At 58.3% G+C, this 16634-nt stretch carries 12 protein-coding genes; all 12 read right to left on the bottom strand.

Annotation, left to right across the window (positions count from 1 at the left end):
* Window positions 1-5: 5 nt before the first annotated feature.
* Complete coding sequence (gene pyrG / locus AC3IUE_RS06075) at window positions 6-1637, bottom strand: CTP synthase (protein WP_046046291.1); 1632 nt, start codon at window positions 1635-1637, stop codon at window positions 6-8.
* A 274-nt stretch (window positions 1638-1911) separates the two neighbouring features.
* Window positions 1912-3240 carry a tRNA lysidine(34) synthetase TilS gene (gene tilS, locus AC3IUE_RS06070; RefSeq protein ID WP_489266170.1) on the bottom strand — a complete coding sequence of 443 codons (1329 nt, stop codon included), beginning with the start codon at window positions 3238-3240 and terminating at the stop codon, window positions 1912-1914.
* Between the two features lie 133 nt (window positions 3241-3373).
* Window positions 3374-4321, bottom strand: a complete 948-nt coding sequence (locus AC3IUE_RS06065; protein WP_046046293.1) for an acetyl-CoA carboxylase carboxyltransferase subunit alpha — start codon at window positions 4319-4321, stop codon at window positions 3374-3376.
* A gap of 140 nt (window positions 4322-4461) precedes the next feature.
* Window positions 4462-7983: a DNA polymerase III subunit alpha gene (dnaE, locus tag AC3IUE_RS06060; protein WP_489266168.1), complete on the bottom strand. Its 3522-nt coding sequence runs from the start codon at window positions 7981-7983 to the stop codon at window positions 4462-4464.
* A gap of 83 nt (window positions 7984-8066) precedes the next feature.
* Window positions 8067-8693, bottom strand: coding sequence for a ribonuclease HII (gene rnhB / locus AC3IUE_RS06055; protein WP_462000635.1), 627 nt, complete (start codon window positions 8691-8693; stop codon window positions 8067-8069).
* A gap of 11 nt (window positions 8694-8704) precedes the next feature.
* The gene (lpxB, locus tag AC3IUE_RS06050) at window positions 8705-9835 is read right to left on the bottom strand and encodes a lipid-A-disaccharide synthase (RefSeq protein ID WP_046054573.1); all 1131 of its coding nucleotides are present in this window, start codon (window positions 9833-9835) and stop codon (window positions 8705-8707) included.
* Between the two features lie 2 nt (window positions 9836-9837).
* Window positions 9838-10614, bottom strand: a complete 777-nt coding sequence (gene lpxA, locus AC3IUE_RS06045) for an acyl-ACP--UDP-N-acetylglucosamine O-acyltransferase (protein WP_033056289.1) — start codon at window positions 10612-10614, stop codon at window positions 9838-9840.
* Window positions 10611-11051, bottom strand: coding sequence for a 3-hydroxyacyl-ACP dehydratase FabZ (fabZ, locus tag AC3IUE_RS06040; protein WP_008154051.1), 441 nt, complete (start codon window positions 11049-11051; stop codon window positions 10611-10613). The genes lpxA and fabZ overlap by 4 nt, the downstream gene beginning before the upstream one ends.
* Before the next feature lie 107 nt (window positions 11052-11158).
* On the bottom strand, window positions 11159-12214 hold the full coding sequence (lpxD, locus tag AC3IUE_RS06035) for a UDP-3-O-(3-hydroxymyristoyl)glucosamine N-acyltransferase (RefSeq protein ID WP_024164588.1): 1056 nt from the start codon (window positions 12212-12214) through the stop codon (window positions 11159-11161).
* Between the two features lie 2 nt (window positions 12215-12216).
* On the bottom strand, window positions 12217-12720 hold the full coding sequence (locus tag AC3IUE_RS06030) for an OmpH/Skp family outer membrane protein (protein WP_010462812.1): 504 nt from the start codon (window positions 12718-12720) through the stop codon (window positions 12217-12219).
* A gap of 45 nt (window positions 12721-12765) precedes the next feature.
* The gene (gene bamA, locus AC3IUE_RS06025; protein WP_056739162.1) at window positions 12766-15156 is read right to left on the bottom strand and encodes an outer membrane protein assembly factor BamA; all 2391 of its coding nucleotides are present in this window, start codon (window positions 15154-15156) and stop codon (window positions 12766-12768) included.
* Between the two features lie 74 nt (window positions 15157-15230).
* Entirely contained in the window at window positions 15231-16583 is a 1353-nt protein-coding gene (rseP, locus tag AC3IUE_RS06020) for a sigma E protease regulator RseP (RefSeq protein WP_282482277.1), read from the bottom strand.
* Between the last annotated feature and the right edge of the window lie 51 nt (window positions 16584-16634).

Raw genomic sequence — 16634 nt, 5'->3', positions numbered from 1 at the left:
CGGATTTACGCCTTCTTCTGGTGTTGAACCAAAGCTGCTTTAACGAAACCGCTGAACAACGGGTGACCGTCGCGTGGTGTCGAGGTGAACTCCGGGTGGAACTGGCAAGCGACGAACCATGGATGATCCGGGGCTTCAACCACTTCTACCAGGGCGCCATCACCGGAACGACCGGTGATTTTCAGACCGGCTTCCATGATTTGCGGCAGCAGGTTGTTGTTCACTTCGTAGCGGTGACGGTGACGCTCGACGATCACGTCCTTGGCGTAGCAATCGTGCACCAGGGAACCCGATTCCAGCAGGCAATCCTGAGCGCCGAGACGCATGGTGCCGCCCAGATCGGACGTTTCGGTACGGGTTTCGACGGCGCCGGTGGCATCTTCCCACTCGGTGATCAGACCCACGACCGGATGACCGCTCGCACGATCGAACTCGGTGGAGTTGGCGTCTTTCCAGCCCAGCACGTTACGAGCGAACTCGATCACGGCCACTTGCATACCCAGGCAGATGCCCAGGTAAGGAACCTTGTTTTCGCGAGCGTATTGAACGGCGGTGATCTTGCCTTCCACGCCTCGCAGACCGAAGCCGCCAGGTACCAGAATCGCGTCGACACCTTCCAGCAGCGCAGTGCCCTGGTTTTCGATGTCTTCGGAGTCGATGTAGCGCAGGTTGACCTTGGTACGGTTGCTGATGCCGGCGTGACTCATCGCTTCGATCAGCGACTTGTAGGCGTCCAGCAGTTCCATGTACTTGCCGACCATGGCGATGGTGACTTCATGCTCAGGGTTGAGCTTGGCGTCGACCACGGCTTCCCACTCGGACAGATCGGCGCCGCCACATTGCAGGCCGAAACGCTCGACAACGAAATCATCCAGGCCCTGGGCGTGCAGAATGCCCGGGATCTTGTAGATGGTGTCGGCGTCTTCCAGCGCAATCACCGCACGTTCTTCAACGTTGGTGAACTGAGCGATCTTGCGACGCGAGGAGATGTCGATCGGGTGATCGGAGCGGCAAACCAGCACGTCAGGCTGCAGGCCGATGGAACGCAGTTCCTTGACCGAGTGCTGAGTAGGCTTGGTTTTGGTTTCGCCGGCAGTGGCGATGTACGGCACCAGTGTCAGGTGCATCAGCATCGCGCGCTTGGCGCCGACTTCGAAACGCAATTGACGGATGGCTTCGAGGAAAGGCTGGGATTCGATATCACCCACGGTGCCACCGATCTCGACCATGGCCACGTCGGCATCGCCGGCGCCCTTGATGATCCGGCGCTTGATTTCGTCGGTGATGTGCGGGATCACCTGAATGGTTGCGCCCAGGTAATCACCACGGCGCTCTTTGCGCAGGACGTGTTCGTAGACACGGCCGGTGGTGAAGTTGTTGTTCTGGGTCATGGTCGTGCGGATGAACCGCTCGTAGTGGCCCAGGTCCAGGTCGGTCTCGGCGCCATCGTGGGTGACGAACACTTCACCGTGCTGGAACGGGCTCATGGTGCCCGGGTCAACGTTGATGTACGGGTCCAGCTTCAGCATGGTGACCTTAAGTCCCCGCGCCTCCAGGATGGCCGCCAATGAAGCCGATGCGATGCCTTTCCCCAATGAAGAAACAACACCGCCCGTGACGAATATGTAGCGCGTCATGAAAAACCCTAGAAGTCTGCGTTAAAGCGGTCCGAGCCGCCGGGGAAAGCGAAGGAAGGCCGAAGCCCCCGATCACCTGCATTAATCACAGCGCACCTTTCAAAAAAACCGCCGCGTTGGGACAGACCGGAAGATGAAACACCGGTACGTTGCTCGCTACACATTTTTTGGAATCGCCCAGCAAAGACTGCTTGGTAATCGGCAACTCCTGCAATTCAGGCGAATCCACAGAAGTTGTATCAAGAAGGGAGCGTAGTCTACCGGAAAGCCCCTTTCAGCTCAAACCTAGATCTTCGTGCGGCGGCTGCCAATGCAAATTCCAACGGTCCTTTGCACTGCCGTCCAAGCCCCGCAGGTTGGCCACCGCCAGCAATTGCTCGCCTTGGTAGAGCAGCGGCAATCTGCCACGGGCAAAAACCGGCACGCCGCTTTCGTTAAGCAATCGCTTCAGATCGCGATGGCCGCGACCGGGCAAATTCATCACCTCACCTCCCTCACGATAGCGGATATGCAGCAGGCCATCGGGGATTGGGCCGGTGAGTGTGAGCACGCCGTTGTCCGGCAACACCAGCGATAGCGAGGGGTCGGGCCAGTTTCCGGCGGCGGGCGACGGGCACAACCAACGGCCGGACAACCACCAGATACGCCCACCCGCCCGATGCAGTTCGCCATCCGCCAGCCGCCAGATCGGGCAGGCATCGCCGGTGGCATCACGTAAATTCTCCCAACCCGACCAATGGTCACTGTCCGGCAGTCGCGTCAACGGTTCGAGCCAATGACTTAACGCATTACGTTGACGAGCAGAAGACAGTTTTTCCAATGCCCCCAGTTCCAGGGACGGCAATCCCAGCCAATCAAAATCATTGGCAGTGCTGGCGCCAGCCAGGTCGATTTGCGCAAGCTCATCGAGCAATCCCTGTGCCTCACTCAGATGCGCAGCGCTGCGAGCCATGGTCGTTACCGCTTGCCGCCAGCGCTCGGTCAATACCGGGAATACCTGATGGCGCAGGTAATTTCGCGAGAATTGCCGATCCTGGTTCGATGGGTCTTCGATCCAGCTCAGCCGATGCTCAGCCGCATAGGCTTCAAGTTCAGCCCGAGCGACATCGAGCAATGGCCGAAGCAACTGCCCTTTACCGAGCGGGCGCTGGCGTGGCATCCCCGACAACCCCCTCACCCCTGCCCCACGCAACAGCCGAAACAACAACGTTTCCGCCTGATCGTCACGGTGCTGGGCGGTCATCAACACTTCATTGGCCTGAGTCGCCTCGATGAACGCGGCATATCGCGCATCCCGGGCTGCACGCTCAAGGCTGGCGCCGGGTTGAACCTGCACACGAACAACCTGCAGCGGCACACCCAGCGCATCACAGATCGACTGACAATGATCCGGCCACGCATCAGCCACAGCCTGAAGGCCGTGATGAACATGGATGGCGCTTAGCGCCGGCAGGGATTCGGTTTTTGCGAGGTGTGCGAGAAGGTGCAGCAGAACGGTGGAGTCGAGACCACCGGAGAAGGCGATGCGCCAGGTTGTAGTGTTGCGCCACGGAGCCAGATTCAGCAGGAGTCTGGCAGGAAGATCATTCTTGGATGAGCTCATAGTGTTCACTTCGCCCAAATCAAATGTGGGAGCGAGCTTGCTCGCGATAGCGGTGTAACAGCCAACCTATTTGTTGAATGTTAAGCCGCCATCGCGAGCAAGCTCGCTCCCACATGGGTATAGCAACGTCAGATCAGAGACCGTAGCTCATCAGACGCTCGTAACGGCGAGCCAACAGCGCTTCGTTATCGAACTTCTTCAACATCGCCAGCTGCGAGCTCAGCTCGGCACGGATCGATGCAGCCGCAGCGGCCGGATTACGGTGTGCGCCGCCCAAAGGCTCGCCGATCACTTTATCCACAATACCCAGGCCTTTCAGGCGCTCGGCAGTGATGCCCATGGCTTCGGCAGCGTCCGGCGCTTTCTCGGCGGTCTTCCACAGAATCGAAGCGCAACCTTCCGGCGAAATCACTGCGTAAGTCGAGTACTGCAGCATGTTCAGTTGATCGCAAACGCCGATCGCCAGAGCACCACCGGAACCACCTTCACCGATCACGGTGGCGATGATTGGGGTTTTCAGGCGTGCCATGACACGCAGGTTCCAGGCAATCGCTTCGCTCTGGTTGCGCTCTTCAGCGTCGATACCTGGGTAAGCACCCGGGGTGTCGATGAAGGTCAGGATCGGCATTTTGAAACGTTCGGCCATTTCCATCAGGCGGCAGGCCTTGCGGTAGCCTTCCGGACGCGGCATGCCGAAGTTGCGGCGAACTTTCTCGCGCACTTCGCGGCCTTTCTGGTGACCGATGATCATCACCGGCTGGTCGTCCAAGCGGGCAATGCCGCCGACGATCGCAGCGTCGTCGGAGAAGTGACGGTCGCCATGCAGCTCGTCGAACTCGGTGAAGATGTGTTCGATGTAGTCCAGGGTATATGGACGTTTCGGGTGACGCGCCAGACGCGCGATCTGCCAGCTGGTCAGCTTGCCGAAGATGTCTTCGGTCAGCGTGCTGCTTTTGTCCTGCAGGCGGGAGATCTCATCGCCGATATTCAGCGAATTGTCATTACCGACCAAGCGCAACTCTTCGATCTTGGCTTGCAGGTCGGCGATCGGCTGTTCGAAATCTAGAAAATTCGGGTTCATAGGCGTCCGTCTTGGGTCGACCTCCAAGAGAGCTTGGGCCGGCCGGTTGTCTATTCGCGCCCTACCTTAAGGGAGAGGCGCGTTCAGGTCGAGATTAAAAATTCAGGTCGAGATCAGGCCCTAGCTATAGGGCCGGACCGTCAACGGTATTGGAGGAAGACGTTGTCTCGCCCGAACTGGTCACGCAGGGCTTGAATCAAGGCATCCGCCGGGTCGATCCGCCAGGTCTCGCCGAACTGCAACAAGGCTTTCGCATCGGGACTGGTGTACTCCATGGTGATCGGGCACGCGCCACGGTGACGCTTGAACAACTCACCGAGCCAGCGTAGCTGATCGCCTTTCAAATCCTGGGTTTGCAGCTTCAAGCGCAGGCTTTCAGCCAGATTGGTGCGCGCATCTTCCATGCTCATCACCCGCTTGACCCGTAGCCGCAAGCCACCGGAGAAATCGTCGTTGCTGACTTCGCCTTCGACCACCACCATCGCGTCGGTCTGCAACAGCGACTGCGCCGAATGGAATGCTTCGGCGAACAGCGAGGCCTCGATCCGTCCAGAGCGGTCGTCGAGGGTAATGAAACCCATCTTGTCGCCCTTTTTGTTCTTCATGACTCGCAGGGCAATGATCATGCCCGCGACGGTCTGGGTATCACGGGCCGGTTTCAGGTCGATGATGCGCTGACGGGCGAAACGGCGGATCTCTCCTTCGTATTCGTCGATCGGGTGACCGGTCAGGTACAGGCCCAGGGTGTCTTTCTCCCCTTTCAGGCGTTCCTTGAGGGTCAGTTCCTTGGCCTTGCGGTGATTAGCGTAGACATCGGCATCTTCTTCGACGAACAGACCGCCAAACAGGTCGACATGACCGCTGTCGTGGGTACGCGCGGTTTGTTCGGCCGCCTTGATCGCCCCTTCCATCGCGTTCAGCAAGACCGCCCGGTTGCGGTCGATATTGGCCTGATAGGCTTTCTGCTCGTCATGGAAGTAAGGCCCCAGACGATCCAGCGCACCGCTGCGGATCAAACCGTCCAGGGTGCGCTTGTTGATACGCTTGAGATCGACACGGGCGCAGAAGTCGAACAGATCCTTGAACGGACCTTCCTGACGCGCCTCGGTGATGGCTTCCACCGGACCTTCGCCCACACCTTTGATCGCGCCGAGGCCGTAAATAATTCGGCCCTCGTCATTCACCGTGAACTTGAACTCCGAAGTATTCACATCCGGCGCGTCGAGACGCAGCTTCATGGTGCGAATTTCTTCGATCAAGGTCACGACCTTGTCGGTGTTGTGCATATCCGCCGACAGTACCGCGGCCATGAAGGGCGCCGGGTAGTGCGTTTTCAGCCAGGCGGTCTGGTAGGACACCAGGCCGTAAGCAGCGGAGTGGGATTTGTTGAAACCGTAACCGGCGAACTTTTCTACCAGGTCGAAAATGTTACCAGCCAGGTCGGCGTCGATATTGTTGGTCGTGCAACCTTCAATGAAACCGCCGCGCTGCTTGGCCATTTCTTCGGGTTTTTTCTTACCCATGGCTCGACGCAGCATGTCCGCGCCGCCAAGGGTGTAACCGGCCATGACCTGGGCAATCTGCATCACCTGTTCCTGATACAGGATGATGCCGTAAGTCGGTGCCAGAACCGGTTTGAGGCCTTCGTACTGGTAGTCCGAGTGCGGGTACGCGAGTTCGGCGCGACCGTGCTTACGGTTGATAAAGTCGTCCACCATGCCCGATTGCAATGGACCCGGACGGAACAGGGCCACCAGTGCGATCAAGTCTTCCAGGCAGTCGGGCTTGAGCTTTTTGATCAGCTCTTTCATGCCGCGCGACTCAAGCTGGAACACCGCAGTCGTTTCAGCTTTTTGCAGCAACTGGTAAGTCGGCTTGTCATCCAGCGGGATGAACGCGATATCCAGCGGCGGCTCATCAACCTTGGCGCGATCACGGTTGATGGTTTTGAGCGCCCAGTCGATGACCGTCAGGGTCCGCAGACCGAGGAAGTCGAACTTCACCAGGCCAGCAGCTTCAACGTCGTCCTTGTCGAACTGGGTGACCAGACCATCACCGGCCTCATCGCAATAAATCGGCGAGAAGTCAGTCAGTTTGGTCGGGGCAATAACCACACCACCGGCGTGCTTGCCGACGTTACGCACAACGCCTTCAAGCTTGCGGGCCATTTCCCAGATTTCGGCAGCTTCTTCATCGACCTTGATGAAGTCACGGAGGATTTCTTCCTGTTCGTAGGCCTTTTCCAGGGTCATGCCGACTTCGAACGGGATCATCTTCGACAGACGATCCGCCAAACCGTAGGACTTGCCCTGCACCCGCGCCACGTCGCGGACCACAGCCTTGGCCGCCATGGAACCGAACGTAATGATCTGGCTTACCGCGTTGCGGCCGTATTTCTCGGCCACGTAGTCGATTACACGGTCGCGACCGTCCATGCAGAAGTCGACGTCGAAGTCGGGCATGGATACCCGTTCCGGGTTAAGGAAACGTTCGAACAGCAGGTCATATTCCAGCGGGTCAAGGTCGGTGATCTTCTGCACGTAGGCCACCAGCGACCCGGCACCCGACCCACGGCCTGGGCCTACTGGCACACCGTTGCTCTTGGCCCACTGGATAAAGTCCATAACGATCAGGAAGTAACCGGGAAAACCCATCTGGATGATGATATCCAGCTCGAAATTCAGCCGGTCGACGTAGACCTGACGCTTGGTTTCGTAGTCTTCGGTGGTGTCCTTGGGCAGCAGAACGCTGAGGCGATCTTCCAGGCCATCGAAGGAAACCTTGCGGAAATACTCGTCGATGGTCATGCCATCGGGGATCGGGAAGTTGGGCAGGAAGTGAGTGCCCAGCTTCACGTCGATGTTGCAGCGCTTGGCAATCTCGACGGTGTTTTCCAGCGCTTCGGGAATGTCGCTGAACAGCTCGGCCATTTCCTCGGCACTTTTGAGGTATTGCTGATCGCTGTAATTCTTCGAACGCCGCGGATCGTCGAGGGCGCGGCCCTCACCGATGCAAACGCGGGTTTCGTGAGCGGCAAAGTCTTCCTGCTTGATGAAGCGCACGTCGTTGGTCGCGACCAGCGGCGCGCCGATTTTTTCAGCCAGGGCCACGGCGCCGTGCAGCTGTTCTTCGTCGTTGGGGCGGTTGGTGCGCTGGATCTCCAGATAGAAACGATCCGGGAACACGGCCATCCATTCGCGTGCCAGGTTTTCCGCTTCGGCCGGGTTGCCACTGAGCATGGCCAGGCCGATCTCGCCTTCTTTCGCCGCCGACAGCATGATCAAGCCTTCGCTGGCTTCGGCCACCCACTCACGCTCGATGATGACCGAGCCATTGCGCTGGCCGTCGATGAAGCCGCGGGAGATCAGTTCGGTGAGGTTGCGATAACCCACGGCGTTCATCGCCAGCAGGCTGATCCGGCTCAGAGCGTTATCCGGATCCTTGTTCGACAGCCACAGGTCGGCGCCACAGATCGGCTTGATCCCGGCGCCCATGGCGGCTTTATAGAATTTGACCAGGGAACACATGTTGTTCTGATCGGTGACCGCCACGGCAGGCATGTTCATGCCGACCAGGGTCTTGACCAGCGGTTTGATCCGCACCAGACCGTCGACCAGGGAATACTCAGTGTGCAGGCGTAGATGAACGAATGAAGCCGGCATAGTGATCCTGTCTAGAAACTAGAAACGTGAAGACAACAAGGCCCGGATTGTACCGGGCCTTGGCAAAAACATCAGCCTGCCGACTAGTTCTCGATCAGGTTTTCCCGTGCCTCGTACGCCAGGCGTACCGGGGCGAACGAGCGGCGGTGAATCGGCGTTGGCCCCAAGCGGGCCAGCGCCTCCAGGTGAACGGGCGTCGGGTAGCCTTTGTGGCCACCGATGCCGTACCCCGGGTAAATCAATTCGAACGCTGCCATCTCACGGTCGCGGCTGACCTTGGCCAGAATCGACGCGGCTGCGATGGCCGGTACCTTGCCGTCGCCCTGCACCACTGCTTCGGCACGCATCGACAGCTTCGGGCAACGATTGCCATCGATCATCGCCAGTTTCGGCGTGATGTGCAGACCTTCGACGGCGCGCTGCATGGCCAGCATGGTGGCGTGGAGAATGTTCAGCTCGTCGATTTCTTCGACTTCGGCCCGAGCGATGCACCAGCTCAGGGCCTTTTCGCAGATCTCGTCGTAGAGCTTTTCGCGGCGTGCTTCGGTGAGCTTCTTCGAGTCGTTCAGGCCCAGGATCGGACGGTTCGGATCGAGGATCACCGCGGCTGTCACCACTGCACCACAAAGCGGGCCGCGACCGACTTCGTCAACGCCGGCGACCAGATCTTCAACTTCGGCGACCAGGGTGAAGTCCAGGCCCATCTGAATGCTTGCTTTGCTCATTGTGTTTTGCCGATCAGGTTCAGTACCGCGTCCGCCGCCTGATTGGAGGCGTCCAGACGTAAGGTACGGTGAATTTCATCGAAGCCGCGGGTCTGTTCTTCACCGCCTTCGATCAGTGGCGACAGCGTCTGGGCCAAGGCTTCAACCGTCGCATCGTCCTGCAGCAACTCGGGCACCAACAGGCGCTGGGCCAGCAGGTTCGGCAAGGAGATGTAGGGACTTTTCACCATGCGCTTGAGAATCCAGAACGTCAGCGGTGCCAAGCGGTACGCGACCACCATCGGCCGTTTGTACAACAACGCTTCAAGCGTCGCGGTTCCGGACGCGATCAGCACAGCGTCACAGGCTGCGAGGGCCAGATGGGATTTACCGTTGAGCAATGTCAGCGGCAGATCTCGGCCCGCCAGCAGCTCTTCAAGCTGCTTGCGGCGCTCGGGGCCGGCGCAAGGCATGACGAACCGCACACCAGGGCGCAGGGCTCGCAGACGCTGGGCCGTATCGAGGAACAACGCACCTAGCCGGCCAACTTCGCCACCACGACTGCCCGGCATCAGAGCAACCAGCGGCCCGTCGGGCAAGCCGAGTTCAGCCCGCGCGGCGGCACGATCGGCCTCCAGCGGGATGGCGTCAGCCAGGGAATGCCCGACAAACCGCACCGGCACGCCCTTCTCTTCATAGAATTTTGCTTCGAACGGGAACAGCGTCAGCATCAGATCGCAGCCTTCGCGAATCTTCAGCACCCGTTTCTGCCGCCACGCCCAAACCGACGGGCTAACGTAATGCACGGTCTTGATCCCGGCCTGACGCAGCTTGAGTTCGATATTGAGGTTGAAGTCCGGGGCATCGATACCGATGAACACGTCCGGCTTCTCGGCGATCAGGTCGGCAACCAGCTTCTTGCGGCGTGCCAGCAACTCGCGCAAGCGACCCAGCACTTCCACCAGGCCCATGACCGAAAGACGTTCCATCGGGAAATACGAAGTCAGGCCTTCAGCCTGCATCAGCGGGCCACCGACACCGATGAACTCCACCGCCGGGTGCTGAGCCTTGAGTGCGCGCATGAGACCCGCGCCAAGAATGTCGCCGGAAGCCTCACCCGCTACCAGCGCAATACGCAGATTAGCCATGATTAACGAGTGATGCCGCGGGTCGAAGACTGGATGGAATCACGGAACACCGCGACTTCCGGGAACTGATCCGAAGGCTCGGCCAGTTCGGCGAGCGCCTGTTCGACCGTCAGGCCCTGGCGATAAACCACCTTGTAGGCACGACGCAACGCGTGGATCGCATCTTCGCTGAAACCGCGACGACGCATGCCTTCAAAGTTCATGCTGCGGGCTTCGGCCGGGTTGCCGAACACCGTAACGTACGCCGGGACGTCCTTGCCGATGGCGGTGCCCATACCGGAAAAGCTGTGGGCGCCGATATGGCAATACTGGTGAACCAGGGTAAAACCGGACAGGATCGCCCAGTCTTCAACGTGCACATGGCCCGCCAACGCGGTGTTGTTGACCAGGATGCAGTGGTTGCCGATGACGCTGTCGTGGCCGATGTGGGCATAGGCCATGATCAGATTGTGATCGCCCAGGGTTGTTTCAGAACGGTCCTGAACGGTCCCACGGTGAATCGTCACGCCTTCACGGATGACGTTGTGGTCACCGATGACCAAACGGGTTTCTTCACCCTTGTATTTCAGATCGGGCGTGTCCTCGCCTACCGAAGAAAACTGGTAGATGCGGTTGTGCTTTCCGATTCGGGTCGGGCCTTTGAGAATCACATGCGGCCCGATCACTGTCCCCTCGCCGATTTCCACACCTGCACCGATGATCGACCAAGGGCCGACCTCGACGCCGTCGGCCAGGATAGCCGTCGGATCGATGATTGCGCGAGGGTCAATCAAACTCATAGTTTGCGTTCCGCGCAGATGATTTCAGCAGAGCAGACTGGCTTGCCATCGACCGAAGCCTGGCACTCGAACTTCCAGATCTGACGCTTGCAGCTGATGAAGCGGGCTTCGAGGATCAACTGATCGCCTGGGGTGACGGGCTGGCGAAAACGCAGCTTGTCGGAGCCGACGAAGTAGTAGAGCGTGCCGTCGGCAGGCTTCACGTCGAGCATTTTGAAGCCAAGGATGCCGGCAGCCTGAGCCATCGCTTCGATGATCAACACACCCGGCATGATTGGATGCGCAGGGAAGTGACCATTGAAGAAGGGTTCGTTGATGCTGACATTCTTGTAAGCGCGAATGCGCTTGCCTTCCACATCCAGATCCACGACCCGGTCCACCAGCAGGAACGGGTAACGGTGAGGCAGGTATTCGCGAATCTCGTTGATGTCCATCATTTCGGGGGGAAGCCTATGTAAAGATTGGGAGGCGCGACTGACGCGCACCCCTCTAGCAAATCAAGGAGGCAGTCTAGCGGCTGTGCACACTTGATATTGAAATGGTATCAGCCATCTGATGAAGCATTACCGTCAGGGGTCACTTCCCCTACACGCTTTTCCAGCTGTCGCAGACGCCGCGCGATGTCATCGAGCTGACGAATGCGTGCCGCGCTTTTGCGCCATTCGGCTGCCGGTTGCATGGCTGTACCGGAAGAATAGGAACCCTTTTCGGTAATCGAGTGGGTCACCATGGTCATCCCGGTGATGAAAACGTTGTCGCAAATTTCGATATGCCCCACCAGCCCTACGCCACCGGCGAGCATGCAATGCTTGCCGATCTTGGTGCTGCCGGAGATCCCCACGCACGCGGCCATGGCGGTGTGATCACCGACCTGGACGTTGTGGGCGATCTGAATCTGGTTGTCGAGTTTCACCCCGTTACCCAGAACGGTATCGGCCAGCGCACCGCGATCGATAGCGGTATTCACGCCAATCTCCACGTCGTCACCGACCAGCACACCACCGATCTGGGCGATTTTCTGCCAGACACCTTTCTCGTTGGCAAAACCGAAACCTTCGCCACCGAGTACGGCACCCGATTGAATCACCACCCGCTTACCGATGCGAACATCGTGGTACAGCGTGACTCGCGGGGCCAGCCAGCCGCCCTCGCCAATCTCGCAGCGGGCACCGATGAAGCAGTGCGCGCCAACGGTCACACCCGCAGCAATACGCGCGCAGCTTTCGATTACCGCAAAGGCGCCAATGCTCGCCGCCGGATCGACCACTGCGTCCGCTGCCACCACTGCTGTCGGATGAATACCGACAGCAGCCTTTGGCTTGGGATCGAACAGATGGGAAATCCGCGCGTAGGCCAGATACGGATCAGGCACCACCAGCGCATTACCTGCAAAACCTTCAGCGTCAGCGGCCTTCAGCAACAGGGCTGCGGCCCGGCTGTCAGCCAGGTATTTACGGTATTGGGGGTTTGCGAGAAAGCTCAACTGAGCTGGGCCAGCCTCTTGCAAAGTGGCTAGCCCAGTGATTTCTTTCTCCGGGTCGCCACGCAGTGTGGCGCCGAGGAACTCGGCCAATTGGCCGAGCTTTATAGTCGCTGTCATGGTTACTTCAGCTGATTCATGCGCTCGATAACCTGGCGAGTGATGTCGTACTGAGGTTTGACATCAATCACTGCGCCACGCTCGAAGACCAGGTCAAAAGCACCTTTCTTGATGACTTCTTCCACAGCACTGTCCAGTTTCGGCTTGAGCTGTTTCAGCATTTCACGGTCAGCAACGGCTTTGGCTTCGTTCAATTCCTTGGACTGGAACTGGAAGTCACGGGCCTTTTGCTTGAACTCGAGTTCCAGGCGTTCACGCTCGCCTTGCTGCATCTTGTCGCCGCCAGCCATCAGACGGTCCTGAATGCCCTTGGCACTGCTTTCCAGAGTCTTGAGCTTGCTCAGCTGTGGGCCGAACTTCTTCTCGGCATCAACGGCGTACTTCTTGGCCGCATCGGATTCCAACAGAGCCATCTGATAGTTCAGAACGGCGATTTTCATGTCGGCAAAAGCCGGACCTGCTACCAGTACGGTCGCCAGGAGAACCAATTGAGTCAACTTACGCACGATGCACTCCTACAAAATCCATTGTCGTTATCTTGGGTCAGACGCTTAGAACGTCTGGCCGAGGGAGAATTGGAACACTTGAGTATCAGCGTCATTCGGTTTCTTGACCGGCATGGCCAACGCGAAGCTCAGAGGACCCAGTGCGGTAACCCAGGTCACGCCTACACCGACGGAGCTGGCCAAGTTGCTCAGGCTGATGTCGTTACATTCTGTTTGAGCGGTTGAACCGACATTTGCGTTCGTCGTTTTATCGCACTTGGAGTCGAATACGTTACCCACATCCCAGAATACCGAAGTACGCAGGGAACGTTGATCCTTGACGAATGGCAGCGGGAACAACACCTCGACACCACCCTGGATCAAAACGTTACCACCGAACGGCAGCGGATCCTGGTCCGGGTCGGCCAGCGTGCCGGTATTACCCGTCACAGCCGCACCGCGACTTGGTGTACTGCGAGGACCGAGGGTGCTGTCCTTGAAGCCACGAACCGAGTTGAAACCACCAGCATAGTAGTTTTCATAGAACGGCAAGCCATCGGTAGAACCATAACCATCGCCATAGCCCAGTTCGGTGTGCAGGCGCATGGTGTAGTTTTCAGACAATGGCTGGAACAACTGGCCACGGTAATCAAGCTTGAAGAACGACAGGTCGCTGCCAGGCGTGGTGGTTTCCAGTGTCAGACTTTGGGAATGCCCACGGGTCGCCAATACGCCTTTGTTCAGTGTGGATTCGGACCAGCCGGCCGAAGCCTTGAAGTTCAGGTAGCTATCGCCTTCCCTGTTAACGAAATCGAAAATCTCGTCAACGGTGTATTGACCGGTCTTGATCTTGTCTTGTTGCGCAGTCAGGCCGAAGGTCAGACGCGAAGTCTCGCTGATCGGGTAACCGACGCTCACGCCTGCACCCAGGCTGTCTACGGCATAGCTGGCTACGTCGACGTCGAGGTCTTTGTAGTCAGTGGTGCGATAGAACGCGTTGTAACCCAGGCTCACGCCATCAGCAGTCCAGTACGGGTCGACATAACCGAAGTTATAGCGACTCTGGTATTGACTGCGGGTCAAACCGATGCTGACTTTGTTACCCGTACCCAGGAAGTTGTTCTGGGTGATCGAACCACCGAGGATCAGACCGGCGCTCTGGGCGAAACCGACGCTGGCGGTAATCGAACCGGAAGCCTGTTCTTCAACGCTGTAGTTCACGTCTACCTGGTCGTCGACGCCCGGCACGGCCGGTGTTTCGACGTTGACTTCCTTGAAGAAGCCCAGACGTTCAAGACGAGTCTTGGACTGGTCGATCAGGTAAGTCGAAGCCCAGCCGCCTTCCATCTGACGCATTTCACGGCGCAGCACTTCGTCTTCGGACTTGGTGTTGCCACGGAAGTTGATGCGGTTCACGTAAGCACGTTTACCCGGATCGACGGCGAACGTGATGTCGACGGTGTGGTCTTCATCGTGAGGCTGAGGCACGCCATTGACGTTGGCGAAGGTGTAACCCTCGTTACCCAGACGACGGGTGATCAGTTCGGACGTGGTGGTCATCAGCTTGCGCGAGAACACCTGGCCTTTCTGGACCAGCAGCAGGGACTTGACCTGGTCTTCAGGGACTTTCAGGTCGCCGCTCAGCTTGACGTCACGGACGGTGTACTTCTCGCCTTCATTGACGTTGACGGTGATATAGACGTGCTTCTTGTCCGGGGTGATGGACACCTGGGTCGAAGCGATATCCATGTTGATATAGCCACGGTCCAGGTAGTAGGAGCGCAGACGCTCCAGGTCACCGGACAGTTTTTCACGAGCGTACTTGTCATCGTTCTTGAAGAACGACAACCAGTTGGTGGTCTTGAGTTCAAACAGGTCGATCAGGTCTTCTTCAGGGAAGACGGTGTTACCCACCACGTTGATGTGCTGGATAGCAGCAACGGTGCCTTCGTTGATATTGACCTTCAATCCAACGCGGTTACGCGGCTGCGGCACCACTTCAGTGTCGACGGTAGCCGAGTAGCGACCCTGAGCGACGTATTGACGCTGCAACTCGTTACGCACGCCTTCGAGGGTGGCGCGCTGGAAGATCTCGCCTTCGGCCAGACCGGATTGTTTGAGGCCTTTCATCAGGTCTTCAGTGGAGATCGCCTTGTTACCCTCGATCTCGATACTGGCGACCGACGGACGCTCGACTACCGTGATGACCAGGACGTTGCCATCGCGGCCCAGCTGGATATCTTGAAAGAAACCGGTTTTGAACAACGCACGAGTGGATTCCACCAGGCGACGATCATCCGCCTGTTCACCGACGTTCAACGGCAAAGCACCAAAGACGCTACCCGCGGAGACCCGCTGGAGGCCATTGACGCGAATATCAGAGATAGTGAAGGACTCGGCGTGAACTTCGGCGATCATCAATACGGTGAGAACCGCAGTTAGCAGCAGACGTTTCATGAAGTCCTTTCTTATTCCAACTGGCAATAAACAAACTGCCGCAAAATGCGGCAGATTCGCAATTCAGCGAAGCGTTACAGTCGACCCAGATCATTGACAAGAGCAAGCAACATCACCCCGATCACCAAACTGATACCGATCTGTATCCCCCAACCCTGCACCCGATCCGACAAGGGGCGACCACGCGCCCACTCGATCAGATAAAACAACAAATGCCCCCCATCCAGTACAGGAATGGGCAACAAATTCAGAACCCCCAAGCTAATACTCAGATAAGCAAGGAAATTCAGGAAATCAGCGACACCCGACTGGGCAGAAGCGCCCGCCACTTTAGCAATGGTTATCGGTCCACTCAAGTTTTTTACCGAGAGCTCACCGAACAACATTTTCTTGAGCGAATCGAGGGTCAGTACGCTCATGGTCCAGGTGCGTCGAGCACCCTCCCCAATCGCTGCCACAGGACCATAACTCACTTCGCGAATCATCTCTGGCGGCCAATCGACTGCCTTCACCCCAGCCCCCAGATAACCACTGGGTGCCTTCTTCTCGCCGCGAGCGGCCAGCGTCACAGGGACGTCGATTTGAGCACCATCACGCTCGACGCGCAGCATGATTTTGGTATCAGGGTGCATACGGACCGTGTCCACCACCTGCTGCCAGTCATCAAGCGACTTGCCGTCCAGAGCCAACAGTCGGTCACCGGTCTTCAGGCCAGCAGCCTGTGCCGGGCCTTTCGGGTCAAGTTCGGCCAGGACCGGTGGCAGCGCCGGACGCCAAGGGCGTAGACCCAGCGAACGAATCGGATCTGGCTCATCGGCACCCTTGAGCCATTTATCCAGCATCAGCTCACGGGGCGAATCCACCGTGGAACCCTGATCACGGACCAGCAACTGCAGGGAACCGCTCTCCCCAAGACGACGGACCAACTGCAGGTTCACCGCGGCCCAGCCGGAAGTTGGCTCGCCATCGATGGCAATGATTTCCTGGCCCGCGCTCAAACCAGCCTTGGCGGCGATACTGCCGGATTCGACCGCACCAATGACCGGGCGCACTTGCTCGCTGCCGAGTATGGCGAGCACCCAGAAAAAAATCATCGCCAGTAAAAAGTTGGCAATCGGGCCCGCCGATACGATAGCGATACGCTGACGGACGGATTTGCGATTGAAAGATTGATCAAGCTGATCGGCCGGCACTTCGCCTTCGCGCTCGTCGAGCATTTTCACGTAACCGCCCAGCGGGATCGCGGCGACGACGAACTCAGTGCCTTTCTTGTCGTGCCAGCGCAGCAACGGCATACCGAAGCCCACGGAGAAACGCAGCACTTTGACCCCACAGCGACGCGCGACCCAAAAATGGCCGAATTCGTGGAAGGTGACCAGCACACCCAAAGCCACCAGGGTGCCGACAATCATATAGAGCGCGCTCATCTACTTTCTCCGCAATCCTGTCCAGTGCCGCATGGGTCAACGTATTGCAGC

The organism is Pseudomonas sp. GL_093, assembly GCF_057837605.1.
Note: the sequence above shows the minus strand (reverse complement) of the source record. Positions and strands in the feature narration are given on the sequence as shown.

What these genes read in the sequence shown, in the direction of transcription:
- pyrG (WP_046046291.1), bottom strand. Translation starts at nt 1,637, where the DNA reads ATGACGCGCTACATATTCGTCACGGGCGGTGTTGTTTCTTCATTGGGG.
- tilS (WP_489266170.1), bottom strand. Translation starts at nt 3,240, where the DNA reads ATGAGCTCATCCAAGAATGATCTTCCTGCCAGACTCCTGCTGAATCTG.
- AC3IUE_RS06065 (WP_046046293.1), bottom strand. Translation starts at nt 4,321, where the DNA reads ATGAACCCGAATTTTCTAGATTTCGAACAGCCGATCGCCGACCTGCAA.
- dnaE (WP_489266168.1), bottom strand. Translation starts at nt 7,983, where the DNA reads ATGCCGGCTTCATTCGTTCATCTACGCCTGCACACTGAGTATTCCCTG.
- lpxB (WP_046054573.1), bottom strand. Translation starts at nt 9,835, where the DNA reads ATGGCTAATCTGCGTATTGCGCTGGTAGCGGGTGAGGCTTCCGGCGAC.
- lpxA (WP_033056289.1), bottom strand. Translation starts at nt 10,614, where the DNA reads ATGAGTTTGATTGACCCTCGCGCAATCATCGATCCGACGGCTATCCTG.
- fabZ (WP_008154051.1), bottom strand. Translation starts at nt 11,051, where the DNA reads ATGATGGACATCAACGAGATTCGCGAATACCTGCCTCACCGTTACCCG.
- lpxD (WP_024164588.1), bottom strand. Translation starts at nt 12,214, where the DNA reads ATGACAGCGACTATAAAGCTCGGCCAATTGGCCGAGTTCCTCGGCGCC.
- bamA (WP_056739162.1), bottom strand. Translation starts at nt 15,156, where the DNA reads ATGAAACGTCTGCTGCTAACTGCGGTTCTCACCGTATTGATGATCGCC.
- rseP (WP_282482277.1), bottom strand. Translation starts at nt 16,583, where the DNA reads ATGAGCGCGCTCTATATGATTGTCGGCACCCTGGTGGCTTTGGGTGTG.